This window comes from Paraburkholderia fungorum, assembly GCF_003610895.1.
In the GTDB taxonomy this organism is placed as follows: Bacteria; Pseudomonadota; Gammaproteobacteria; order Burkholderiales; family Burkholderiaceae; genus Paraburkholderia; species Paraburkholderia fungorum_B.
Window position 1 is genome coordinate 174,550 of sequence record NZ_MCAS01000069.1, and the last position, 23,999, is coordinate 198,548.

Below are 23,999 nucleotides of genomic sequence, written 5' to 3' on the forward strand. Positions count from 1 at the left end.
GCCACCACCTTGGCCCTGGCACTAGAGGAACACCTAAGAAAACCGAACTTTACTTTTTCGAATATGTTCATTAAAGTTCGCAAACGAACACTATCGGTTCGATAGTTTTTCTAAACCAGTTCCGGATACGACGCAGAGGACACAGCAGGTGACGCAAGGCTCGAGATACGATTTGCTCGTCGTGGGCGGCGGGATCAACGGCGCAGGCATCGCACGCGATGCGGCGGGCCGCGGCCTGTCGGTGCTGCTCTGCGAACAGGACGATCTGGCGGCCCATACGTCGTCGGCCAGCACCAAGCTGATCCACGGCGGCCTGCGCTACCTCGAATACCGCGAGTTCGGACTGGTGCGCAAAGCGCTGCAGGAGCGCGAAACGCTGCTGCGCGCCGCACCGCACATCATGTGGCCGCTGCGCTTCGTGATGCCGCACATGCCCGATCTGCGTCCGGCCTGGCTGATCCGCGCCGGCCTGTTCCTTTACGATCACCTCGCGAAGCGCGAACTGCTGCCCGGTTCGCGCGGCATCGTCATGCGCAATCACCCTGCCGGCGCACCGCTGGTCGATTCGATCAAACGCGGATTCGTGTATTCGGATGGCTGGGTGAATGACGCGCGTCTCGTCGTGTTGAACGCGCTGGATGCACAGGAACGGGGTGCCAAGGTGCTCACGCGTACCAAACTGCTGAGCGCGGTGCGCGCCGGTGGCGAATGGCGCGCGCAACTCAAACGCGCGGACGGCACGATCCTCGACGTGCGCGCCGGCTCGATTGCGAATGCGGCCGGACCGTGGGTGGGTGAATTGCTGCACGGCGCGCTCGGCCGGGAAGCGACGCACAGCGTGCGCCTCGTGAAAGGCAGCCATATCGTCACGCGCCGCCTGTTCGAACACGATCACGCGTACATTTTCCAGAATCCCGACAAGCGAATCATCTTCGCGATTCCGTACGAACACGATTACACGCTGATCGGCACGACCGACCTCGAGTATCGCGGCGACCCGTCGCAAGTCGCGATCAACGCCGAAGAAACGCAGTACCTGTGCGACTCGATCAACCGCTACTTCAAGCAGAAGATCTCGCCGCAAGACGTGCGTTGGACTTACTCGGGCGTGCGCCCGCTGCTCGAGGAAGAAGGTGCGGACAATCCGTCGGCGGTCACGCGCGATTACTCGCTCGAACTCGACGCGCCCGCGGGCGAAGCGCCGCTTCTGTCCGTGTTCGGCGGCAAGATCACGACGTTCCGCAAGCTGGCGGAAGAAGCCGTCGACAAACTCGCGCACGCGCTGCAAAACGGCACGCCTTCGTGGACGGCCGGTGTGCCGTTGCCCGGCGGCGATATCCCGCAAGCCAACTTCGAGCGCTTCCTCACCGGTTTCAAGCAGCAGAATCCGTGGCTGCCTGCCGATCTGGCGCACCGTCTCGCGCGTGCGTACGGCACGCGCGTTAAGCATGTCCTCGGCAATGCGCGCTCGGTGGCGGACCTCGGCCGCGCCTTCGCGCCTGGCCTCTACGAAGCCGAACTCACTTATTTGCGCGACACCGAATGGGCACGTAGCGCACAAGACGTACTGTGGCGCCGCTCGAAACTCGGCCTGCACGTCGAACCCGGCACACTCGATTCGATCACACGCGACATCGACGCCTGGTTCGCCCTCGAGCCGGCCCGGCAGAGCGCCTGATCTGGCGATCCAGGACATTTATTACTGAGTTGGGCTACCGGGTCAAACCACCTGGCGAGGCGATGGAATCACCGCCTGGCGATGTGAACGACCTCATTTGAACCGAATCGATTTTCACCCCTCGGCTACTGACCAAACCGGGACGCACAAGCTCAAACTGTTGCAACCCGCTTAAAACAACAAGCCGTTCCCGTCGCCGGTCAGCAGTCCGGCGATTCATAAAACGCATGGAGAAGAGACAATGCAGGATCAGTACGTCCTCGCGCTTGACCAAGGCACCACCAGCTCGCGCGCGATGCTGTTCGACCGGCTCGGCAATGTCGTGTCGACCGCTCAGAAAGAATTCCAGCAAATCTATCCGCGTCCGGGCTGGGTCGAGCACGACCCGCAGGAAATCTGGTCGACCCAGGCCGGCGTCGCCGCCGAAGCGGTCACGCGCGCCGGCATGAACGGCACGTCGATCGCCGCAATCGGCATAACCAATCAACGTGAGACCACCATTGTGTGGGACCGCGAAACCGGCCATCCGATCTACAACGCGATCGTCTGGCAAGACCGCCGCACTGCCGACTTCTGCGATCAGCTCAAAGAGCAAGGGCTTGAAGAAAAAGTCCGCGCGAAAACTGGCCTGCCGATCGATTCGTACTTCTCAGCAACCAAGATCCGCTGGATTCTCGACAACGTCGAAGGCGCACGCGAAAAGGCCAAACAGGGCCGCCTCGCCTTCGGCACAGTGGATAGCTGGCTGGTGTGGAATTTCACCAAGGGTGGCCTGCACGTCACCGACGTGACCAACGCATCGCGCACGATGCTGTTCAACATCCACACGCTGAAGTGGGACGACGAACTGCTCGAAGCGCTCGACATTCCGCGCAACATGCTGCCGGAAGTACGTGCGTCGTCGGAAGTGTACGGGCCGACCAAGACCACCGTGTTCGCCTCCAAGATTCCGCTCGCGGGCATCGCCGGCGACCAGCACGCGGCGCTGTTCGGCCAGATGTGCACGCAGTCGGGCATGGTGAAGAACACCTACGGCACGGGCTGCTTCCTCGTGATGAACACCGGCGACAAGCCGATCGAATCGAAGAACAATCTCGTCACCACGATTGCCTGGCAAATCGGCGATCAGATCAACTATGCGCTTGAAGGCAGCATCTTCATCGGCGGCGCGGTGGTGCAATGGCTGCGCGACGGTCTGGGCATCATCAAGAACGCCGCCGAAATCGAAACGATGGCGCGCAGCGTGCCGCATAGTGACGGCGTGTATCTGGTACCCGCGTTTGCCGGCCTCGGCGCCCCGCACTGGAATGCCCGTGCGCGCGGCACGCTGTTCGGCGTGACGCGCGGCACGAGTTCGGCGCATATCGCCCGCGCCGCGCTCGACTCGATCGCCTATCAATCGCTCGACGTGCTAAAGGCGATGGAAGCCGACTCCGGCATTCGCATCGGCGAATTGCGCGTGGACGGCGGCGCTTGTGCGAACAATCTGCTGATGCAATTCCAGGCGGACATTCTCGGCGTCGACGCCGTACGGCCGAAGGTATCGGAAACCACCGCATTGGGCGCGGCGTATCTGGCCGGTCTCGCGGTTGGCTACTGGAAAGACGTGAACGAGCTGCAAAGCCAATGGGCGCTCGATCGCCGCTTCACGCCTGCCCTGCCGCACGCCGACGTCAAGGAATGCCTCGACGGCTGGCAACGCGCGATTCGCGCCGCGAAAGCCTGGGCCGACACGCCCTGATCCCGGTTTTCACACACACGTTCTCGACATAACGAAGCCGCTTATCCCGCGGCTTCCCTAACAACTATATTTCGGATAACCAACGATGTCTCCTTACATTGCGGAATTCATTGGCACCGCGCTGCTGGTGCTGCTCGGTAACGGCGCGGTCGCCAACGTGCTGCTTGCCCGCACCAAAGGCAAAGGCGCGGATCTGATCGTGATCGTGATGGGCTGGGCGATGGCCGTGTTCATCGCCGTATATGTCACGGCGTCGTATAGCGGTGCGCATCTGAACCCTGTCGTGACAGTCAGCCTCGCGCTGGCCGGCAAATTCGCCTGGGCCAAGGTACCTGGCTACGTCGCCGCACAGATGCTCGGCGGCATGGCCGGCGCCCTGCTCGTGTGGATCGCGTATCGTCAGCACTTTGCGAAAGAAGGCGATGCCGACGTGAAACTCGGCGTGTTCTGCACGTCGCCCGCCATTCGCAGCGTGCCGCATAACCTGCTCACCGAAATGATCGCGACTTTCGTGCTGATTCTCGGCGTGCTGTATCTGGCTTCGCCGCAAGTTGGTCTCGGCGCGCTCGACGCACTGCCGGTCGGCCTGCTCGTGCTCGGCATCGGCATTTCGCTCGGTGGCCCGACCGGCTATGCGATGAGCCCGGCTCGCGACCTGTCGCCGCGTTTGATGCACGCGCTGCTGCCGATTCCGGGCAAGCGCGACAGCGACTGGCGTTACTCGTGGATTCCAGTGTGCGGTCCGCTGCTGGGCGGCGCGCTGGCAACCGGGCTGTATCTGTACCTGCACGCGCATTGATCCGGCGGCGTCCGATCCTGTGCCGTCCATAAGGCTCGCATAGGTGCAGACAGGGCGGCGCAGCAAGCGCCCTGAACGCACGCTCAAGACGCAATCAAACACGGACGGAAAGCGATGGCGCCGCGCACGCGGCGCCAAAGCACGTATCATGATGCTTTCAATCTCCGCGCATGAGCTTGCAAGTGCCTCGCTCGCGCGCCTCTCGCTTCCCGTCTTAAAGCATGATCGACCACCTCATCTGTGACTGCGACGGCGTCCTCGTCGACAGCGAAATCATCGCTGACCACGTAATGCTCGAAACGCTGTCCGCCACCTTCCCTGGCCTCGATTTCGAGCCCATCGTCAAAACGGCGTTCGGCCAGCAGACCTCGCGCTTTCTCGAAAGCATCGAGAAGTCGTTCGACATCACGCTGCCGCCCGATTTCTTCAATACGATCGAACACAACGTCGAGCTCGCCCTCGCCGCGTCGCTCAGCCCGATCAATGGCGTACGCGACGCGTTGCAGCGCGTGACGTTGCCGGCCGCGGTGGTGTCGAACAGCCGCCTCGCTCGCGTCAATGCGTCCGTGCGGCGCGCCGGCTTGCAGCAAATTTTCGGCGAACGGATTTACAGCGCCGAGCAGGTCGCGCGGCCGAAGCCGTTTCCGGATGTCTATCTGTTCGCGGCGAAAGCGCTTGGCGTGGAGCCTTCGCGGTGCGTGGTCGTCGAAGACAGCGTGGCAGGGTTGAATGCGGCGCGTGCGGCGGGTATGAAAACAATTGCCTTCGTGGGCGCGAGCCATATTCCCGACGGCTATGCGGATGCGCTGCGCAAGATGGGCATGACGCGCATCATGAAGCATATGGACGAGCTGCCCGCACTGGTCGAAGCCGGCGTGCGCGGCGAGTTTGGCGACGTGCAGTCTTAACGCGCGCGCGGCTAAGGCTAAGGCCATAAAAAAGCCGGCTGCAATGGCCGGCTTCGAGCCTCAAACTACCGACTCACCCCACGTCGTTCCGGGCGTGGGGTTATTTTCTCAGCCATCAAGCCTCGTCGGCCACGCATTCGCGCGCGGTCGCGAGTGCCTGGCGGAACTCCACCAATTCGGCAATCGTCAACATCGGCAGATTGTGTTGCGCTGCAAAGCGCTCCACGTCCGCGCCGCGCGTCATGGTGCCGTCCGCGTTCATCAGCTCGCAAAGCACGCCGGCCGGCTTCAGACCGGCGAGGATCGCCAGGTCGACCGTGCCTTCCGTGTGGCCGCGACGCGCGAGCACGCCGCCCGGTTGCGCACGCAGCGGGAACACGTGGCCCGGGCGCACGATATCGGCGGGCTTCGCCGTATCGTTGATCGCCGCGCGGATCGTCGTCACGCGATCGAGTGCGGAGACGCCGGTGGTCACGCCATCGCGTGCTTCGATCGAGACCGTGAAGGCCGTGCCATGACGGCTTTCGTTATTGACGGCCATCGGCGGCAGTTCGAGCGCGCGGATTTTTTCGTCGGGCAGGCACAGGCAGACGATGCCGCTGCATTCGCGGATCAGCAAGGCCATGGTTTCGACGGAAAGACGTTCGGCGGAGACGATCAGATCAGCTTCGTTCTCACGGTCGTGATCGTCTTGCAAAACGACGGCACGGCCATCGCGCATAGCTTGCAAGGCGGCGGCGATACGCGGGGGAACGGGTTCGGTGGCGAGCAGCGGGAGATCAAGTGACGCGTTATCCGCAATCACCGAGGGAGCAGGAAAAGTAGTAAAGGACATAGTTGAAACGCTCATCGCAAAAGTTGGGCGAAAAACGTTTCAGGGCATTGCAAACAGACAAAGACGCGCCGTTGAACGCCGCGCAAAGCGGCGCTCGCGCTCCGCTCCAACTGCTAGCGGCGCCACGGAAACGAACATGACTATCTGCACATCTTCTTCCATCCGGACTCTAACCGTCGGCTCTGGCTTCTCACCAGATCTGCTGACCCCGCTGCGCTTTCGATACGCTGAAAGCTGAACGACACGGGCGCTCGCGGGCTCACCGGCTCACGCTTTCGCGCTGCCGGCATACCGCCGGTGGGGAATTTCGCCCCGCCCTGAAGACGCACTGATTACCGGATCAACCGGCTGGCAAAGGATACAACAGTCGCGCCAGACCTGCAGCGCAACCCCTACTGATTAGACGGACATCTCTGCTTTACAGCCGAGCTTCACGGCCGACCCTCGCAGACCATCCGCCTGAAAACGGTGTTCGTCAGACCGGCGCGGCCTGCCGCGGCAAATCGTGCGATGCCGGCACATCCCAGCGCGGCGGCGTCTCCGCCTTTAGCGTCACGCGAAACGCGCGCGCTTCGGTGTCGCCGGGATTGCGCAGGCTGTGCGGCTGGTCGGCGTCGAACACAATCGCGTCGCCCGTTGCCAGCAATTGGCGCTGGTCATGCACGCTGACTTCCAGCGTGCCTTCGCTCACCACCAGATTCACGGTGGTGCCCGGCGCGCGGCGCGTGCCGGCCTCGGTATGCAAGGGCGCGATACGCAACTCGTGAAACTCGGCGGCGGTCGGCTCGGCGTCGGGATAGAGCGGCCGGGCCGAGTAGCGCCCATTCGAACTGACGAGACGCGACGAGCGCTCCGCCGGCAAATGCTCGAAGCCGTTGGTCGCATGGCGCCGCAAAAACGCCGCCACGGATACCTTCAAAGCCGATGCCACCTTGCATAGCACCTTGATCGACGGCACGCTGCGCGCCGACTCGATCTGCGCGAGCATCGCTCGCGAGACGCCGGAAGCGCGGGCGAGCGCGTCAAGCGAAAGCTGGCGCTCGGCGCGCAAACGGGCGAGGTTTACGCCGACCAGATGTTCAAGAGCATCGAAAGGTTCAGCGGTACGCGGCGACGCATCGGTGTCAGCCGTGGGATCGCGAACCAGCGCAAGCGGGGAATGCATGATTGCCTCCAGAAGCGCCGCCGGACGGCGGGCAAGCGGTTAGTGGAAGCAAGATAGCATCGCGACCGGCCGCGCCCAACGAAGTTATCTTCACACTGTTATCAGCATTGCGGAGGACGATTCTCGCAAAGCTTGTGCGAATTTTTCATATGGGCGCGGCCGGGCCCGGATGCGCTCGAGCGCACTCAAACCCATCTGAAGACATCAAGCGCACCCCGCAGATTCACGCCCGCTGCGCAACGGCCGCCGTCGGCGCGTCCATCCGCGCCGCGAACCACGTGAGCAGCAACGCCACCACGCTGACCGCCGCCGCGACCCAAGGCAGCGTATCGAGCGCATAACCGTGATTGATCACCAGACCGCCTAACCACGCGCCGCCCGCATTGCCCACGTTGAACGCACCGATGTTCAGCGTCGAAGCCAGATTCGGTGCCGCGGCGGCCTTCTCGACCACACGCATCTGCAAAGGCGGCACGGTGGCGAACGCAGCAATGCCCCACACGAAAATGGTAATCGCCGCGGCCACCTGCGAATGACTGGTGCGCGCGAAGATCGCCATCACGATCGCGAGCGCCACCAGAATGCCCATCAGCGAAGGCATCAGCGCGCGGTCCGCGAGTTTGCCGCCCACCGTATTGCCGATGGTCAGGCCAATGCCGAACAGCACCAGAATCAGCGTCACGCCACGCGGCGAGAAACCGCTGACCTGCTCCAGAATCGGCGCGATATAGGTGAACACGACGAACACGCCGCCGAAGCCGAGCACCGTCATGGCGAGCGCGGTCCAGACTTGCGGGTCTTTCAGCACACGCACTTCATGACCCAATCCGACCGGACCTGAATCGTGACGATTCGGCACCAGCAGCGACACACCCGCCAGCGACAATACCCCAAACGCGCTGACGATCCAGAACGCCGCGCGCCAACCGAATTGCTGACCGATAAAGGTGCCAAACGGCACGCCGAGCACATTCGCGAGCGTCAAGCCGGTGAACATCAGCGCAATCGCGCTCGCCCGCTTTTCAGCCGGCACCAGCGAAGCCGCCACCACCGCGCCGATCCCAAAGAACGACCCATGCGCGAACGACGTCACCACGCGCGCGATCATCAGCACGGAATAGCTCGACGCGATCGCGCACAGCGTATTGCCGACGATGAACACGCCCATCAGCAACTGCAACGCCAGCTTGCGCGGCATCTTGCTGGTGACCACCGCGAGCAGCGGCGCGCCGACCGCGACGCCGAGCGCATAGCCGCTCACCAGCAAACCGGCCGACGGAATCGATACCGCCAGATCGCGCGCGACCTCGGGCAGCAGACCCATGATCACGAACTCGGTCGTACCGATCGCAAAAGCGCTAATTGCTAGCGCCAGTAATGGAATGGGCATTTTTCTACTCCAGGTTCTCAAGTTAAGCGTATTAGCTACGGCGAGCGCGCCGTTGCGCGGTCACAAATTCGATGACCACGCCCGGCGCGAGCGCGACGAACAGTTGCACTTCGGCTTGCTGCGGACCGATCTGCGGTACATCGGCGAGCTGATAAGGCGTGTCTGCCGCATGCAGGCGTTGCAATAGCGCCTGCCATTCGTCGGCGCTCTCCAGCCGGAAGGCGATATGGTCGATGCGCGGCGCGGCCCTTCCCGCCTGAGCGGGCACCGTCGCACCGATCAGGTGAATCAGCGGCCGGCCGTTGGCGTACAGCCAGTAGCCATCGACCGAAAACGGCGGACGCGCCCCCTGTACCAGTCCGGCGACGTCGACGAAGAACCGTCGGGCCGTGTCGAGATCAGCAGTGACGATCGTTGCGTGATCGAGTTGCATGGCGTGGGCTGCGCGGAGCACAAAGGGTTTACGAGGAGTGAATTCTGAGCGCGCCACGGCAATTTGATAATTGGCGTAGCATTTGAAGCATTTTCAAATTCTGCTGAAAGATCGCAATGGATAACCTTGGCGACATCCGACTGTTCGTCGAAGCAGCACAGCAGGGCAGCCTCTCTGCCGCAGGTCGCAAGATGGGTCTGACGCCGGCTGCCGCCAGCGCGCGCCTCGCCAAGCTCGAAGCCGGCCTGAAAGCACGCCTGTTCGAGCGCACCACCCGCCAGCTCAGGCTCACGGACGAGGGCCGGCTGTACCTGAACTGCTGCCGCCAGGCACTGCAATCGCTCGACGACGCCGAGGCCGCGCTGCAAGCCGGCCAGGGCGTGGTGCGCGGCAAAGTCCGCATCTCGGCCACTTCAGACTTCGGCCGCAATCTGTTGATGCACTGGCTCGACGAGTTCAACGCGCTCTACCCGGAAGTCACGTTCGCGCTGACGCTGTCGGACTCCCTGTCGAATCTGGTGCAGGAAGACATCGATCTGGCCATCCGCTTCGGCGTGCCGCCCGACAGCTCGCTGGTAGCCCGCAGGCTGGCGCCGAACCGGCGTGTGCTGTGCGCGTCGCCGGATTACATTGCGCGCAAGGGCGAGCCGAAAGACCCGCAGGATCTGGCGAATTTCGATTGCATCGTGCTCGGCACCGCGTCAGGCCCCGTCAACGAATGGCGCTTTACGCGCGGCGACGAAGTACAGACCTACACCGTGCCGTTCGAGACCTCCCGGGAAACCAACGACGGCGCCGTGGCCCGTGAATGGGCGCGGCGCGGCTACGGGATCGTCATCAAGTCGATGTGGGACGTGGAAGCGGACTTGCGGGGCGACTGCCTGAAAATCCTGCTGCCCGAATGGCGCTATCCGGACGCGCCGCTGCACGCGCTCTACCACCGCAACCGTTTCATGGCGCCGCGCGTGCGGGTGCTGCTCGATTTCCTGAGCGAGCGCTTCGCGCAGGTGTCGCACGAACTGGAAGCCCTGCTGGGCTTGCCGCCGGAGCAGCCGCAGGGCATGGCCGCGGCAGAAATCGCAGCCGATGAAGGGCTATAATATTGAGCTACGTTGCGAACGTGCATCATTGAACGTGGATCGAAACTGGCCCCCAGCGGGTTCCAGGCAGGCTTAAACGGGTTCAGGCGGACTCAAGCGGGCTCAAGCACCGCCCCGTGGCCCGTCCCGCACACTACCCGCACGTTCGACCCCTCTACACCTTTTAAACGACGCCCCCAGGTTAACCACTGCGACCGGCGAAAATCGATGACCAAGAAAGTTTATGTAAAGACCTACGGCTGCCAGATGAACGAGTACGACTCCGACAAGATGGTCGACGTACTCGGCGCGGCCGAAGGCCTCGTCAAAACCGACACCCCGGAAGACGCGGACGTCATTCTCTTCAATACCTGCTCAGTGCGCGAAAAGGCGCAGGAGAAAGTCTTCTCCGAACTCGGCCGTGTGCGCGAGCTGAAAGAAGCGAACCCGAATCTGATCATCGGCGTGGGCGGCTGCGTGGCGAGTCAGGAAGGCGCGTCGATCGTGGCGCGCGCGCCGTATGTGGATCTGGTGTTCGGACCGCAAACGCTGCACCGTCTGCCGCAAATGATCGACAAGCGCCGCGAAAGCGGCCGCGCTCAGGTCGACATCTCGTTCCCTGAAATCGAAAAGTTCGATCACCTGCCACCGGCGCGCGTCGAAGGCGCGAGCGCGTTCGTGTCGATCATGGAAGGTTGCAGCAAGTACTGCAGCTACTGCGTCGTACCGTACACGCGCGGCGAAGAAGTGTCGCGTCCGCTGGACGACGTGCTGACCGAAATCGCCGGCCTCGCCGACCAGGGCGTGCGCGAAGTCACGCTGCTAGGCCAGAACGTGAATGCTTACCGTGCCGGCATCACGCTCGGCTCGTCGGAAATCGCCGACTTCGCCCAGTTGATCGAATATGTCGCGGATATTCCGGGCATCGAACGGATTCGCTATACCACGTCGCATCCGAAGGAATTCACGCAACGCCTGATCGACACCTACGCCAAGGTACCGAAGCTCGTCAGCCACTTGCATCTGCCGGTGCAGCACGGCTCCGACCGCATCCTGATGGCGATGAAGCGCGGCTACACGGTGCTCGAGTACAAGTCGGTGATCCGCAAACTGCGCGCGATCCGCCCGGACCTGTCGTTGTCGACCGACATGATCGTCGGCTTCCCAGGCGAGACGGAAGAAGACTTCGACAAGATGATGGCGTTGATCCACGAGATGAAGTACGACACCAGCTTCTCGTTCATCTACAGCCCGCGTCCCGGCACGCCGGCCGCGAATCTGCACGATGACACGCCGCACGAAGTTAAGCTCAAGCGTCTGTACCATCTGCAGGCTACGATCGAAGAAAACGTGCAACGCATCAGCGACTCGATGGTCGGCAAGGTCGAGCGGATTCTGGTCGAGCGCCCGGCGCGCAAGGACCCGAACGAGCTCGCGGGCCGCACCGAGAACAACCGCGTGGTGAATTTCCCGGCGCCGATCGCCTCGCACGCGCGCCTGATCGGCCAGATGGTGGACGTGAAAATCGTTCATGCGTACCCCCATTCGCTGCGTGGCGAACTCGTGCTGGTGCACGACGAAGCACCTGCAACCACTCACTGAGCGACGCCACCCCGCGTCACGAACCCGACAGGATCGATCCTCCGCCTTGAAGACCACTCAGCAGCATCTGGAATTCACCGCACCGCGCGACGACAACGCGCGGCTCGCCAACCTCTGCGGACCGCTCGACGAAAATCTGCGGCAGATCGAGCAGGCGCTCGACGTCACACTGCAACGCCGCGGCCACCGCATCACGATTCGCGGGCGCGGCGCGAAACTCGCGCTCACCGCGCTCGAAAACTTCTACAACAACGCGCGCGAGCCGCTGTCGGTCGACGACATCCAGCTCGCGCTCGTCGAAGTGCGGCACCCGGCGCGTCATCGAGCGAACGGCAACGGTCATGGCGCGGAATCGGCCGACGGGCGCTTTCCTGGCAACCCGGATCATCCGTTCGACCAGCCGGCCGACAGCGGCGATGAAGACCTCGAAGAACTCGGCCCGAAGCTGTACACGCGGCGCGCCGATCTGCGCGGCCGCACGCCGATGCAACGCGAGTATCTGAAGCAGATCATTTCGCACGACGTAACCTTCGGTGTCGGTCCGGCGGGTACCGGCAAGACTTATCTCGCGGTGGCCTGCGCGGTGGACGCGCTGGAGCGCGATCAGGTCAAACGCATTGTGCTGACGCGTCCGGCCGTCGAAGCGGGCGAACGTCTCGGCTTCCTGCCGGGCGATCTGGCGCAGAAGGTCGATCCGTATCTGCGTCCGCTGTACGACGCGCTGTACGACCTGCTCGGCTTCGACAAAACCGCCAAGATGTTCGAACGGCAGATGATCGAAATCGCACCGCTCGCCTACATGCGCGGCCGCACGCTGAATCACGCGTTCATCATTCTCGACGAGGCGCAGAACACCACACCCGAACAGATGAAGATGTTCCTCACGCGGATCGGCTTCGGCTCGAAGGCGGTGGTCACCGGCGACACGACTCAGGTCGACCTGCCGCGCGGCGCGAAGAGCGGGCTGATCGAAGCGCAGCAGGTGCTGTCGGACGTGCGCGGTATTGCGCTCACGCGCTTCACGAGTGCGGACGTGGTGCGCCATCCGCTGGTCGCGCGAATTGTGGAGGCGTACGATGCGCATTCGCAGAAAGCCGCCGATCCGGTGGTTTCACGCTGATTTGCGGCGCTGATTTGCGGCGCTGCTTTGGCGCCGCTGATTTGCGCCGAATACAAATACCTGGCGCCGAATTTCACTGAATACGCCACAGCAATCCAGGCAACACATAGTCAATACTGCATGAGCCGCGCACCGAAACTGACGTTGAATCTGCAATTCCCCGCCGCCAAGGCCTGGCCGGAACACAAGGCGCTGCTGCCGCGCGCCACCGTGGCCGGCTGGATCAAGGCGGCGCTCTTCGCGGACGGGGAGCTGACCGTGCGTTTCGTCGACGCCGAAGAAGGCCGCACGCTCAACCGCACCTATCGCGGCAAAGACTATTCGACCAACGTGCTGACCTTCGCGTACGCCGAATCGGAAGACGATCCGGTAACCGGCGACCTGATCCTGTGCTGCCCCGTGGTGGAGAAGGAAGCCGCCGAACAGGGCAAACCGCTGATCGCTCATTACGCGCATCTGCTGGTGCACGGCACCCTCCACGCGCAAGGCTACGACCACGAGGTCGAGGAAGAGGCCGAGGAGATGGAAGCGATCGAGACTGAAATCCTCGGCAAGCTCGGTTTCCCGGATCCTTATCAATAGCCTTTGCCATTACCGCTAAAAATTACCGTGAGCACGTCCTCCCCTGAAGCCGATCTGCGCAACACGCCCTGCCCGGACTATCCGCCCGCGCTAGGTGAATCGCGGCTGCTGACGGACGAGGAATTGCGCGCGTCGCTCGAATGCACGTTGCGCGACTGGGATCGCAAGCGCGATCTGTGGCTGTTCGGCTATGGTTCGCTGATCTGGAACCCCGGTCTGCCTACCGTCGAAGCGGCCCGTTCGAAAGTGCATGGCTATCATCGCGGACTGTATCTGTGGTCGCGCGTGAATCGCGGTACGCCCGAACAGCCGGGCCTCGTGCTCGCGCTCGATCGCGGCGGCTCGTGCTCCGGCATCGCCTTCCGCCTTGCCGCCGAGGGGGCGATGCCGCATCTGGAAGCCTTGTGGCGCCGCGAAATGCCGATGGGTTCGTACCGCCCGGCGTGGCTGCCCTGCGTGCTCGCCGACGGCCGGCGCGTCGACGCGCTCGCTTTCGTGATGCGCCGTGACGTGCCGACCTATACCGGCAAGCTGCGCGACGAGATCGTCAAAACCGTGTTCGGCTGCGCGAGCGGCCGCTACGGCACAACGCTCGACTATGTCAGCCGCACGGTCCACGCACTGCGCGAAAGCGGCATGCCCGACCGCGCGCTCGAAGCGCTGCTCGAGCGCTGCCGTGCAGAAAGCCGCGAAGCCGGGCAGGAATGACGCAAACGTGGTCAACCACGCTTTTTTGCTCGAAAACGCTTTTTCCCGTGTAATCAGTTAGGATTGACCCACGCCCGGCCGCACGCGGCCAGGCGGTTTCATCGCCGCTTCACTCGCCCAGCCAGGCGGGACACGGTCCTGCCATGTGCCTGGTGTATCCTTAATGCTCTGCAACAGCGCGCCCAGACTCGCCGGGCGCACTACCATGAACGACACGTATCCCAGTCGACGACAAACCGACAAAACGCAAGAAAAACGCTCACTCCTTGAGCGTCTGACCGACTTCATCTCGCCTGAGCCCGACTCTCGCGCGGAACTTCTGGAAATCCTGCAGGACGCCCACGAGCGCAACCTGATCGACGCCGACTCGCTGTCGATGATCGAGGGTGTATTCCAGGTATCCGAGCTCAGCGCGCGCGACATCATGGTGCCGCGTGCACAAATGGACGCGATCAACATCGCGGACAATCCCGCCGAATTCATCCCTTACGTGCTGGAAAAAGCGCACTCGCGCTATCCGGTCTTCGAGGGCAATCGCGACAACATCATCGGCGTGCTGCTCGCCAAAGACCTGCTGCGCTATTACGCCGAAGAGGAATTCGACGTGCGCGGCATGCTGCGCCCCGCCGTTTTCATCCCTGAGTCCAAGCGCCTGAACGTGCTGCTGCACGACTTCCGCGTGAACCGCAATCACCTCGCGGTGGTGGTCGACGAATACGGCGGCGTGGCCGGCCTGATCACGATCGAGGACGTGCTGGAACAGATCGTCGGCGATATCGAGGACGAGTACGATTTCGACGAGGAAAGCGGCAACATCATCGCCTCGCCAGACGGACGCTTCCGCGTGCGCGCCCTCACCGAAATCGAGCAGTTCAACGAGGCCTTCGGCACGCATTACTCAGACGACGAAGTCGATACGATCGGCGGACTCGTCACGCATCATTTCGGACGGGTGCCGCATCGCGGCGAGAAAGTCCGGCTCGACGATCTGATCTTCGAGATTCTGCGCGGCGATGCCCGCCAGATTCACATGCTGCTGGTGCGCCGCGACCCGCTGGCCGGCCAGCGTGAGCGCGAAGCGCAGCACGTGCAGACCTGATCCGCCGCTAACCTGCGTACCTCTTCGCTTCCTCAACTCCTCACGCCGACCGCGCAACAATGGCCGACCCGATTACATCCCGTTCGCGCCCCGGCGTGAGTGCCCCTGCCGCCCCCGCCACCCGGGAAGCGCGCGGCCGGGCACTGCCCCGCTGGCATTACCTCGTCGCGTTGGCCGCCGGTGCGGCGAATACGCTGTCGTTCGCCCCGACGCCGCACGGCGGCTGGCTCGAACTCGTGATCTTCGTCTTCTTTTTTGCGTGGCTGACGCGTACCACCAGCTGGAGGAGCGCCGCGCTGACGGGCGGCGCTTTCGGCTTCGGTAACTACGTGACCGGTGTGTGGTGGCTATACGTCAGCATGCACGACTACGGCGGCATGGCCGCGCCGCTCGCGGGCGCTGCCGTCGCGCTGTTCTCTCTGTATCTGGCCGTGTATCCGGCGCTCGCTGCCGGCATCTGGTCGTTTTGCGCGGGGCACGCGCGCAACGGCGCGGCCGGCGACCAGCCATTCTTGCCGACCTGGCACGGCGCGCTGGCTTTTGCGAGCGCGTGGGCAATCGGTGAATGGTTGCGCGGCACGGTGTTCACCGGCTTTCCGTGGCTTGCGAGCGGTTATGCGCAAGTAGATGGGCCGTTCGCCGGGTTTGCGCCGGTAGCGGGCGTGTATGGCGTCGGCTGGATGCTGGCACTGGTGGCGGCGTTGATCGTACAGGCGCTGTTGGCACTGCTGTCCTCGCGCGGACGACGTGATGCCGAAACCGGCGCAAACGCCGGCGCGGCGAAGCGTGGCGTCGCGCGCGTGGCGGTACCCGCGGGAATCGCAATCGCGCTGATCGCGGCCGGCCTGCTGTTGCCGCTCGTGCAATGGACCCTGCCTGCCAACGCGCCGCTAAAGGTGCGCCTGCTGCAAGGCAACGTCAAACAGGAAATGAAGTTCGAAGAATCCGGCATGCGCGCCGCGATCGACATGTATCAGCAGATGATCACGTCGAAGGCGGCCGACCTGGTCGTCACGCCGGAAACCGCCATTCCGGTGCTCGCGCAGCAATTGCCGCCGCAGTTCGCCTCGGCGGTGCGCAACTTCGCCGATACGACGGGCACCGCGATCGTGTTCGGTGCGATTGGCGGCACGATCACGCCGGAAGGCCAGGTAATCGACTATACGAACAGCCTGTTCGGCGTCACGCCGGGCACGCGCGAGGTGTATCGCTACGACAAACACCACCTCGTGCCGTTTGGCGAATTCGTGCCATGGGGCTTCCGCTGGTTCGTAAATCTGATGCGCATTCCGCTTGGCGATTTCGCGCGTGGCGCGCCGGTGCAAAAACCATTCATCGTGCATAACCAGCCGGTCTCGGTCGACATCTGCTACGAGGATATTTTCGGCGAGGAGATTGCGCGGAACATTCGTGAAAGCGCCACACCGGCGGGCGTGCTGGTCAACTCGACCAACCTCGCCTGGTTCGGCGACACCATCGCGCTGGACCAGCACCTGCAGATCGCGCGCATGCGTTCTCTCGAAACCGGCCGGCCGATGCTGCGCGCCACCAACACCGGCATGACCGCCGCGATCGACGCCAACGGCCGGGTCATCGGGCGCCTGATGCCCTACACGATCGGCTCGCTTGACGTGACGGTGCAAGGGACCTCGGGCAGCACGCCTTATGTGACGAGCGGCAATAACACCGTGCTGGCGATTTCGCTATTGCTGCTGGCGTTCGGGTTTGCGTTCGGACCGGCAATTACGCGGCGCCGCAACGGCAAGCAGTAAGCCTCAACCGGACGGCTGGGCAGAAAGTAACCCGGCCGCATGTCCCCATGCGGCCGCTGGGTCCCGGCGACCAACTCCATCCCATGAAAAAACGCGCGCTCCGGAATGCCCGGCGCGCGCGTTTTGCAAGGAAAGTCCTGTGTTACCGAGCCAGACTCAGTCCGCCGGCACCGTATCGATAAACGACTGACGCAGCGAGAGCTTCTGGAAGTGCTTATCCAGATTCGGATAGCCTTCGCGCCAGTTCAGCTCAGGCATGCGGAAATCGAGGTAACCCAGCGCGCAACCCACCGCGATGTCCGCGAGCGTGTAGTGATTGCCCGTGCACCACGGCTTGCTGCCAAGGCCTTGCGACATGGCGATCAGGCCTTCGTCGATCTTGCGTTGCTGGCGGGCAACCCAAGCATCCACGCGCTGCTCGGGCGTGCGCTGCGTGCTTTCGAGGCGAATCAGCACTGCCGCGTCCTGAATCCCGTCGGCGAGCGCCTCCCAGCACCGCACCTCGACGCGCTCGCGACCTGACGGCGGAATCAGCTTGCCGACCGGCGAGAGCGTATCCACGTATTCGCAGATCACCCGCGAATCGAACACCGCTTCGCCGTCTTCCATCACGAGGCACGGCACCTTGCCGAGCGGATTGAAGGTGTGAATCGTGGTCTGCGGCGCCCAGACGTTCTCGGGCACGAGTTCGTAGTCGATCTTCTTGTCGGCCAGAACGATCCGCGCTTTGCGCACGAACGGGCTGGCGAGCGAACCGATGAGTTTCATCATGACCATCTGCCTTTTCTTGAATTCGGCGAAAGTATAAGTGGTCGGCGGCCTTCACGAGCATGGCGAGGTTGCTTCACAAGCCGCGCGGGTGCTCGCTGTGGATGGATTGCAACATTGCCGCAAGGCTCGCGCGCCGTCTACCCGGCCAAACGGCTAACGCGGCCGGGACGACCGCCCTCTCGCCGTCAGTATCCGCGCAAAATAAGTCTGCGCATTGGGCGCTACAATCGCGACATGAACCAGCCGACCGAACTCACCATCGCCGTCGACGTCTACCGCGCGCGCCGCGAGCGCGTACTCGCTGCGCTGCGCGCAGCGGGCGGGGGCGTCGCCATCGTCCCCACCGCGCCGGAAAAGCTGCGCAACCGGGACGCCGACTACCCCTACCGGCACGATAGCTACTTCTACTATCTGACCGGTTTCACCGAGCCCGAGGCCTGGCTGGTGCTCGATGCGAGCGCCGCACCCGGCGAGCCGGCGTCGATCCTGTTCTGCCGCGAGAAGAATATCGAGCGCGAGACGTGGGAAGGCTTCCGTTTCGGGCCGGATGGCGCGCGCGAGGCGTTCGGCTTCGACGCCGCGTTCGCCGTGAGCGAACTCGATACGCAACTGCCGCGTCTTCTCGCTGACAAGCCGTCGCTGCACTACGCGCTCGGCACCTCGGCGGAACTGGACGGGCAGGTGCGCGGCTGGCTCGACAGCGTGCGTGCGCAAGGCCGCAGCGGTGTGGCCGCGCCCACCGTGGCGGGCGATCTGATCCCCTTGCTCGACGACATGCGGCTCGTCAAGGATCATCACGAACTTGCCATCATGCGCCGCGCCGGACAGATTTCGGCGCAGGCACATCGCCGCGCGATGGCCGTCTGCCATCCCGGCGTGCGCGAGTACGAACTCGAAGCCGAATTGCTCTACACATTCCGCAAGTTCGGTGCGCAGGCGCCGGCTTACACGTCGATCGTCGCGGCGGGCGCCAACGCCTGCGTACTGCACTACCCCGCCGGCAACGCAATCGCACAGGACGGCGACCTGATCCTGATCGACGCCGCCTGCGAACTCGACGGCTATGCATCCGACATCACCCGCACCTTCCCGGCGAGCGGCCGCTTCACGCCGGCGCAACGCGAGCTGTATGACATCGTGCTGGCCGCGCAGCAGGCTGCCGTCGACGCTACGCGCATCGGCGCCACGTTCGACGATCCGCACCAGGCCGCCGTGCGCGTGCTGTCGCAAGGCCTGCTCGACACCGGCATCCTCGAGCGTACGAAGTTCGCCTCGCTCGACGACGTGATCGCCGAGCGCGCCTACGCGCCGTTCTATATGCACCGTACCGGCCACTGGCTCGGCATGGACGTGCATGATGTCGGCGACTACCGCGAACGCGGCGCACCGCGCGACGAAGCGGGCGCGCTGCCGTGGCGCACGCTGCAGGCGGGGATGACGCTGACCATCGAGCCCGGCCTGTACATTCGCCCGACCGAAGGCGTGCCCGAGCACTACTGGAACATCGGCATCCGCATCGAGGACGACGCGATCGTCACCACAGCCGGTTGCGAGCTGATCACGCGCGACGTGCCGGTGGCCGCCGACGAGATCGAGGCGCTGATGCAGGAAGCCCGCGCGGCCCAGCCAACCGGGCAGTCATTCAGGTAGTAAGCGAAGGAAGCAACCCGCAATGAACGACGTTTCCCAGTCGACGGTGATTCTGAAACCCGCCGCGGCCGACCGCGCCTTCGATTTTGACGTGACGATAGTCGGCGCCGGGCCGGTCGGACTCGCGCTGGCCGGCTGGCTGGCACGCCGCAGCGCGACTCACGCGTTGAAAATCGCGCTGATCGACGCGCGCGAGCCGGAAGATTCGATTGCCGATCCGCGCGCAATTGCCGTATCGCAGGGCAGCCGGATGATTCTCGAACCGCTGCGCTGGCCCGCCGACGCCACCGCGATCCACCGCATCCACGTATCGCAGCGCGGCCATTTCGGCCGCACCTTGATCGACCACAGCGAGCACGGCTTGCCGGCGCTCGGCTACGTGCTGCGTTACGGTGCAATCGTGCATGGTCTCGCCGAAGCGGTTCACTCGAGTCCCGTGCACTGGTTCCGCTCCACCTCGGCCGCGGCGCCGACCCAGGAACTGGACGGCGTCACGCTGCCGATCGAAACCGCGGGCGTCACACGCAATCTGCGCACACGGATTCTGGTCAATGCCGAGGGGGGGCTGTTCGGCGACCAGAAGACCGCCGCAGGCACGGGCAACAACGCGGGTGGCGGTACGCGCGATTACGGCCAAACCGCGCTGGTCGGCACGGTCACCGTATCGGCGCCACAGCCGCATGTGGCGTGGGAGCGCTTCACCTCGCAAGGGCCGATCGCGCTGCTGCCGATGGGCGGCGTGCGCGGCGCCAATTACGCGCTGGTCTGGTGCTGCGCGCCCGAAGAAGCCGCGCGGCGCGCGCAGCTGCCGGACGACGAATTCCTGCGCGAACTCGGCGCCGCCTTCGGCAGCCGCATGGGTAGCTTTACGCACATCAAGGGGCGTGCGTCGTTTCCGCTCGGGCTGAACGCGGTCGACACGCTCGTAAAGGGCCATGTCGTCGCCATTGGCAATGCGGCGCAGACGCTGCATCCGGTGGCAGGCCAGGGGCTGAATCTGGGCTTGCGCGACGCGCACGCGCTGGCCGATGCCTTGTCGGCGGAAGGTCCTACGCCACTCGCTCTTGCGACGTTCGCGCAGCGCCGCGCGCTCGACCGGCGCCTGACGATCGGCGCGACCGACACGCTCGCCCGGCTTTTTACCGTCGACTTTCCGCCGCTCGCCGCCTTGCGCGGCCTCGCCCTTACCGCGCTCGAATTCGTCCCGCCGGTAAAAACCGCGCTGGCGCGGCAAATGATGTTCGGCCAGCGCCGCTAGGCACGCCGCCCGCTCGCGCCCCACAGCCGTTGCAGCCTTTTCAGGCAGCTCGCACGGCACGGCGCGAGCGCTGCCGATTCTATGAACCGGACCACTTTCATAGAAGATTTAATGAGTTACGGCGGACTCAAGTCGGGTGCCGGCTATCCGTTAACGCTAAAATGGTGGTTTTCCCTCGCATTTCGCGAACGCTCCGATTGACAGATTCTGAAAAGAAACTGAAGCAATCGGCCGCAGGCGCGTCCAAGTCATGCCCATTCTCGGCTCCCACAATCTGCGTAATAACCTGTTCGTCGCCCCCATGGCCGGCGTGACGGACCGTCCGTTCCGGCAATTGTGCAAACGGCTGGGCGCGGGCTATGCGGTGTCGGAAATGGTCGCGTCGAATGCGCAGCTGTGGAAAAGCGAAAAGACCATGCGCCGTGCCAACCACAGGGGCGAGGTCGAGCCGATTGCCGTGCAGATCGCCGGCGCCGATCCGGCCATGATGGCCGAAGCCGCGCGCTATAACGTGGCGAACGGCGCGCAGATCATCGACATCAACATGGGCTGCCCGGCCAAGAAGGTGTGCAACGTGGCCGCGGGTTCTGCGTTGTTGCAGAACGAACCGCTGGTACAGCGCATCGTCGAGGCGGTGGTGGGCGCAGTGGGCGTCGGGCCTGACGCGGTGCCCGTCACGCTGAAGATCCGCACCGGCTGGGATCGCCAGAATAAAAACGCTTTGACGGTCGCGCGTCTGGCCGAAGCCGCCGGCATTTCCATGCTGACCGTGCACGGCCGTACGCGCGCCGACCTGTATCACGGCGACGCCGAATACGAGACCATCGCTGCCGTCAAAGCGGCGGTGCGCATTCCGGTGGTTGCCAACGGCGACATTACGTCGCCGCAAAAAGCCCGCGAGGTGCTGGCCGCCACCGGCGCCGACGCCATCATGATCGGCCGCGCCGCACAGGGGCGGCCGTGGCTGTTCCGCGAGATCGAACATTTCCTGCAAACGGGCGAGTTGATGCTGCCGCCGCGCATCGACGAAATCCAGCAGGTGATGAACGAGCATCTCGAAGATCACTACGCGTTCTACGGAGAGTTTACCGGCGTGCGCACTGCGCGTAAGCATATCGGCTGGTACACTCGCGGCCTTTCTGGCGCCAACGTGTTCCGGCACCGCATGAATACGCTGGACACCACGCGCGAACAACTCCTCGCCGTCAACGAATTCTTCGACGCCCAAAAGGCGATCTCCGAGCGCCTCGTCTACGTCGACGAGACGCTCAGCAAGAACGACGGCGAGCCGGACCATACCGACCGACTAGCAGCATGAGCAAGAACAATATCGAACAATCTGTCCGCGACAGCCTGGGCATCTATTTCCAGGATCTCGACGGCTCCAATCCGCACGACGTCTACGACATGGTTATTTCATGCGTGGAAAAACCCTTGCTCGAAGTGGTGCTCGAGCAGGCCGGCGGCAATCAGTCGCTGGCCGCCGAGTATCTCGGCATCAACCGCAATACGTTGCGCAAGAAACTGCAACAGCACGGTCTCCTGTAGCTCGTTGTAGCTGGTTTTAGTTTCTTTCGCGCCCTGCCACGTTTCCCTTCGGCTTTTCGTCTTCATCATGATCAAGCAAGCGCTCATCTCCGTTTCCGACAAGTCCGGCATCGTCGACTTCGCCAAGTCGCTGTCGGACCTCGGCGTCAAGATCCTGTCGACCGGCGGCACCGCGAAACTGCTCGCGGACGCTGGCCTTCCCGTCACCGAGGTCGCCGACTACACGGGCTTCCCGGAAATGCTGGACGGGCGCGTGAAAACGCTGCATCCGAAGGTGCACGGCGGCATCCTGGCGCGCCGCGACCTGCCGGAACACATGGCAGCGCTTGAAAAGCACGACATCCCGACCATCGACCTGCTGGTCGTGAATCTGTATCCGTTCGTGCAGACCGTATCGAAAGAAGAGTGCTCGCTGGAAGACGCGATCGAGAACATCGACATCGGCGGCCCGACCATGCTGCGCTCGGCCGCGAAGAATCATCGCGACGTGACGGTGGTGGTCGATCCGGCGGATTACGTGACCGTGCTCGACGAAATGCGCGCGAACAGCAACGCTGTCTCGTACAAGACAAACTTCCGTCTGGCCACCAAGGTATTCGCGCACACCGCCCAGTACGACGGCGCAATCACGAACTACCTGACGAGCCTGACCGACGAGCTGCAACATTCGTCGCGCAACGCTTACCCGGCTACGTTCAACCTGGCGTTCAACAAGGTGCAGGACCTGCGTTACGGCGAAAACCCGCATCAGAGCGCTGCGTTCTATCGCGACCTGGCGGTGCAGCCGGGGGCGCTCGCGAACTACAACCAGTTGCAGGGCAAGGAACTGTCGTACAACAACATCGCCGATTCCGACGCCGCGTGGGAATGCGTGAAGACGTTCGACGTGCCCGCTTGCGTGATCGTCAAGCACGCGAATCCGTGCGGCGTGGCCGTGGGTGCCGACGCGAACGAAGCGTATGCAAAGGCGTTCCAGACCGATCCGACCTCGGCGTTTGGCGGCATCATCGCGTTCAACCGTGAAGTCGACGAAACGGCTGCCCAGGCGGTGGCCAAGCAGTTCGTCGAAGTGCTGATTGCTCCGTCGTTCAGCGCGGCGGCTCGCCAGGTGTTTGCGGCAAAACAGAACGTGCGTCTGCTGGAAATCGCCTTGGGCGAAGGCCATAACGCGTTCGATCTGAAGCGCGTCGGCGGCGGCCTGCTGGTGCAGTCGCTCGATTCGAAGAATGTGCAGCCGCGCGAATTGCGCGTCGTCACGAAGCGTCACCCCACGCCGAAGGAAATGGACGACCTGCTGTTCGCATGGCGTGTTGCGAAGTACGTGAAGTCGAACGCCATCGTGTTCTGCGGCAACGGCATGACGCTCGGCGTCGGCGCCGGTCAGATGAGCCGCGTGGACTCGGCGCGTATCGCCAGCATCAAGGCGCAAAACGCCGGTCTGACGCTGACGGGTTCGGCCGTGGCGTCGGATGCGTTCTTCCCGTTCCGTGACGGTCTGGATGTGGTGGTTGCGGCAGGCGCGACCTGCGTGATTCAACCGGGCGGCTCGATGCGCGACGACGAAGTGGTCGGCGCGGCAGACGAGCACAACATCGCGATGGTGTTGACCGGCGTGCGTCACTTCCGGCATTGATTCCGGCTTCGCGTACACCGCCTGATTCTTTGTGAGGCGGTAGTCGCAAACGTAGCTTCAGCGAAACGGCCCAGCGGAGATTTCCGCCGGGCCGTTTTTTTGTGCGTCTGGGTGCACTGCCCTTACAACGCATGCGACAGCAGTTTTTATTCCGCCAGCGTCGCCGCACGCCGACCGCCTTACCACGCGTTCGTTGTAGTATCGCAAGCACTTGGTTTTTACCGCATC

The 23,999-nt window shown here is 63.6% G+C and carries 21 protein-coding genes and 1 riboswitch; of the genes, 16 read left to right on the forward strand and 5 right to left on the reverse strand.

Features of this window, described 5'->3' with window-relative positions:
• The first annotated feature begins 148 nt into the window (after positions 1–148).
• From glpD to BCY88_RS39060, 4 genes are all read left to right on the forward strand, one after another.
• Entirely contained in the window at positions 149–1,678 is a 1,530-nt protein-coding gene (gene glpD, locus BCY88_RS39045; protein WP_120349403.1) for a glycerol-3-phosphate dehydrogenase, read from the forward strand.
• A gap of 241 nt (positions 1,679–1,919) precedes the next feature.
• The gene (glpK, locus tag BCY88_RS39050) at positions 1,920–3,419 is read left to right on the forward strand and encodes a glycerol kinase GlpK (RefSeq protein ID WP_120349404.1); all 1,500 of its coding nucleotides are present in this window, start codon (positions 1,920–1,922) and stop codon (positions 3,417–3,419) included.
• A gap of 85 nt (positions 3,420–3,504) precedes the next feature.
• A complete protein-coding gene (locus BCY88_RS39055; protein ID WP_120349405.1) occupies positions 3,505–4,218 on the forward strand; it encodes an MIP/aquaporin family protein in 714 nt (237 codons plus the stop codon).
• Positions 4,219–4,439: 221 nt separating this feature from the next.
• The gene (locus tag BCY88_RS39060; protein ID WP_120349406.1) at positions 4,440–5,126 is read left to right on the forward strand and encodes an HAD family hydrolase; all 687 of its coding nucleotides are present in this window, start codon (positions 4,440–4,442) and stop codon (positions 5,124–5,126) included.
• Between the two features lie 115 nt (positions 5,127–5,241).
• On the opposite strand, the gene ribB is transcribed toward BCY88_RS39060, so the two are convergent.
• The 4 genes from ribB to BCY88_RS39080 form a co-directional block, all read right to left on the reverse strand.
• Complete coding sequence (ribB, locus tag BCY88_RS39065; protein WP_120349407.1) at positions 5,242–5,961, reverse strand: 3,4-dihydroxy-2-butanone-4-phosphate synthase; 720 nt, start codon at positions 5,959–5,961, stop codon at positions 5,242–5,244.
• Positions 5,962–6,107: 146 nt separating this feature from the next.
• Positions 6,108–6,290, reverse strand: a riboswitch (FMN riboswitch).
• A gap of 146 nt (positions 6,291–6,436) precedes the next feature.
• Positions 6,437–7,126, reverse strand: a complete 690-nt coding sequence (locus BCY88_RS39070) for a helix-turn-helix domain-containing protein (protein ID WP_120349408.1) — start codon at positions 7,124–7,126, stop codon at positions 6,437–6,439.
• A 223-nt stretch (positions 7,127–7,349) separates the two neighbouring features.
• The gene (locus BCY88_RS39075; protein WP_120349409.1) at positions 7,350–8,516 is read right to left on the reverse strand and encodes an MFS transporter; all 1,167 of its coding nucleotides are present in this window, start codon (positions 8,514–8,516) and stop codon (positions 7,350–7,352) included.
• 31 nt (positions 8,517–8,547) lie between these two features.
• A complete protein-coding gene (locus BCY88_RS39080; protein ID WP_120349410.1) occupies positions 8,548–8,949 on the reverse strand; it encodes a VOC family protein in 402 nt (133 codons plus the stop codon).
• 116 nt (positions 8,950–9,065) lie between these two features.
• On the opposite strand from BCY88_RS39080, the gene BCY88_RS39085 reads away from it, so the two are divergent.
• From BCY88_RS39085 to lnt, 7 genes are all read left to right on the forward strand, one after another.
• The gene (locus BCY88_RS39085; protein ID WP_120349411.1) at positions 9,066–10,049 is read left to right on the forward strand and encodes a LysR family transcriptional regulator; all 984 of its coding nucleotides are present in this window, start codon (positions 9,066–9,068) and stop codon (positions 10,047–10,049) included.
• A 207-nt stretch (positions 10,050–10,256) separates the two neighbouring features.
• On the forward strand, positions 10,257–11,630 hold the full coding sequence (miaB, locus tag BCY88_RS39090; RefSeq protein WP_120349412.1) for a tRNA (N6-isopentenyl adenosine(37)-C2)-methylthiotransferase MiaB: 1,374 nt from the start codon (positions 10,257–10,259) through the stop codon (positions 11,628–11,630).
• A 46-nt stretch (positions 11,631–11,676) separates the two neighbouring features.
• Positions 11,677–12,750, forward strand: a complete 1,074-nt coding sequence (locus BCY88_RS39095) for a PhoH family protein (protein WP_120349413.1) — start codon at positions 11,677–11,679, stop codon at positions 12,748–12,750.
• A 120-nt stretch (positions 12,751–12,870) separates the two neighbouring features.
• Positions 12,871–13,332: an rRNA maturation RNase YbeY gene (ybeY, locus tag BCY88_RS39100; RefSeq protein ID WP_120349492.1), complete on the forward strand. Its 462-nt coding sequence runs from the start codon at positions 12,871–12,873 to the stop codon at positions 13,330–13,332.
• A gap of 27 nt (positions 13,333–13,359) precedes the next feature.
• A complete protein-coding gene (locus tag BCY88_RS39105) occupies positions 13,360–14,040 on the forward strand; it encodes a gamma-glutamylcyclotransferase (protein ID WP_120349414.1) in 681 nt (226 codons plus the stop codon).
• Positions 14,041–14,245: 205 nt separating this feature from the next.
• Positions 14,246–15,139 (forward strand): HlyC/CorC family transporter, encoded by an 894-nt coding sequence (locus tag BCY88_RS39110; protein ID WP_120349415.1) that lies wholly within the window; start codon positions 14,246–14,248, stop codon positions 15,137–15,139.
• Between the two features lie 59 nt (positions 15,140–15,198).
• Positions 15,199–16,911: an apolipoprotein N-acyltransferase gene (lnt, locus tag BCY88_RS39115; protein WP_120349416.1), complete on the forward strand. Its 1,713-nt coding sequence runs from the start codon at positions 15,199–15,201 to the stop codon at positions 16,909–16,911.
• 156 nt (positions 16,912–17,067) lie between these two features.
• Here the strand turns inward: lnt and BCY88_RS39120 are convergent, their stop codons facing one another.
• Positions 17,068–17,682, reverse strand: a complete 615-nt coding sequence (locus tag BCY88_RS39120; RefSeq protein ID WP_183081555.1) for a glutathione S-transferase C-terminal domain-containing protein — start codon at positions 17,680–17,682, stop codon at positions 17,068–17,070.
• A 234-nt stretch (positions 17,683–17,916) separates the two neighbouring features.
• Between BCY88_RS39120 and BCY88_RS39125 the strand changes: the two genes are divergently transcribed.
• The 5 genes from BCY88_RS39125 (at position 17,917) to purH (ending at position 23,771) form a co-directional block, all read left to right on the forward strand.
• Entirely contained in the window at positions 17,917–19,332 is a 1,416-nt protein-coding gene (locus BCY88_RS39125) for an aminopeptidase P N-terminal domain-containing protein (protein WP_120349418.1), read from the forward strand.
• A gap of 22 nt (positions 19,333–19,354) precedes the next feature.
• Positions 19,355–20,590 (forward strand): UbiH/UbiF/VisC/COQ6 family ubiquinone biosynthesis hydroxylase, encoded by a 1,236-nt coding sequence (locus BCY88_RS39130; protein WP_120349419.1) that lies wholly within the window; start codon positions 19,355–19,357, stop codon positions 20,588–20,590.
• 250 nt (positions 20,591–20,840) lie between these two features.
• Positions 20,841–21,908, forward strand: coding sequence for a tRNA dihydrouridine synthase DusB (gene dusB / locus BCY88_RS39135; protein ID WP_120349420.1), 1,068 nt, complete (start codon positions 20,841–20,843; stop codon positions 21,906–21,908).
• The gene (locus tag BCY88_RS39140) at positions 21,905–22,138 is read left to right on the forward strand and encodes a Fis family transcriptional regulator (protein ID WP_006049915.1); all 234 of its coding nucleotides are present in this window, start codon (positions 21,905–21,907) and stop codon (positions 22,136–22,138) included. Before dusB ends, BCY88_RS39140 begins: the two co-directional genes overlap by 4 nt.
• A 67-nt stretch (positions 22,139–22,205) precedes the next feature.
• Positions 22,206–23,771 (forward strand): bifunctional phosphoribosylaminoimidazolecarboxamide formyltransferase/IMP cyclohydrolase, encoded by a 1,566-nt coding sequence (purH, locus tag BCY88_RS39145; RefSeq protein ID WP_120349421.1) that lies wholly within the window; start codon positions 22,206–22,208, stop codon positions 23,769–23,771.
• Positions 23,772–23,999: the final 228 nt, after the last annotated feature.

Bases quoted from the DNA above. Each gene is read 5' to 3' on its own strand.
- dusB (WP_120349420.1), top strand. From the start codon at position 20,841: ATGCCCATTCTCGGCTCCCACAATCTGCGTAATAACCTGTTCGTCGCC.
- BCY88_RS39075 (WP_120349409.1), bottom strand. From the start codon at position 8,516: ATGCCCATTCCATTACTGGCGCTAGCAATTAGCGCTTTTGCGATCGGT.
- glpK (WP_120349404.1), top strand. From the start codon at position 1,920: ATGCAGGATCAGTACGTCCTCGCGCTTGACCAAGGCACCACCAGCTCG.
- BCY88_RS39110 (WP_120349415.1), top strand. From the start codon at position 14,246: ATGAACGACACGTATCCCAGTCGACGACAAACCGACAAAACGCAAGAA.
- miaB (WP_120349412.1), top strand. From the start codon at position 10,257: ATGACCAAGAAAGTTTATGTAAAGACCTACGGCTGCCAGATGAACGAG.
- BCY88_RS39085 (WP_120349411.1), top strand. From the start codon at position 9,066: ATGGATAACCTTGGCGACATCCGACTGTTCGTCGAAGCAGCACAGCAG.
- BCY88_RS39070 (WP_120349408.1), bottom strand. From the start codon at position 7,126: ATGCATTCCCCGCTTGCGCTGGTTCGCGATCCCACGGCTGACACCGAT.
- ybeY (WP_120349492.1), top strand. From the start codon at position 12,871: ATGAGCCGCGCACCGAAACTGACGTTGAATCTGCAATTCCCCGCCGCC.
- BCY88_RS39130 (WP_120349419.1), top strand. From the start codon at position 19,355: ATGAACGACGTTTCCCAGTCGACGGTGATTCTGAAACCCGCCGCGGCC.
- BCY88_RS39080 (WP_120349410.1), bottom strand. From the start codon at position 8,949: ATGCAACTCGATCACGCAACGATCGTCACTGCTGATCTCGACACGGCC.
- purH (WP_120349421.1), top strand. From the start codon at position 22,206: ATGATCAAGCAAGCGCTCATCTCCGTTTCCGACAAGTCCGGCATCGTC.
- BCY88_RS39120 (WP_183081555.1), bottom strand. From the start codon at position 17,682: ATGATGAAACTCATCGGTTCGCTCGCCAGCCCGTTCGTGCGCAAAGCG.
- BCY88_RS39140 (WP_006049915.1), top strand. From the start codon at position 21,905: ATGAGCAAGAACAATATCGAACAATCTGTCCGCGACAGCCTGGGCATC.
- lnt (WP_120349416.1), top strand. From the start codon at position 15,199: ATGGCCGACCCGATTACATCCCGTTCGCGCCCCGGCGTGAGTGCCCCT.
- BCY88_RS39055 (WP_120349405.1), top strand. From the start codon at position 3,505: ATGTCTCCTTACATTGCGGAATTCATTGGCACCGCGCTGCTGGTGCTG.
- ribB (WP_120349407.1), bottom strand. From the start codon at position 5,961: ATGTCCTTTACTACTTTTCCTGCTCCCTCGGTGATTGCGGATAACGCG.
- BCY88_RS39125 (WP_120349418.1), top strand. From the start codon at position 17,917: ATGAACCAGCCGACCGAACTCACCATCGCCGTCGACGTCTACCGCGCG.
- BCY88_RS39060 (WP_120349406.1), top strand. From the start codon at position 4,440: ATGATCGACCACCTCATCTGTGACTGCGACGGCGTCCTCGTCGACAGC.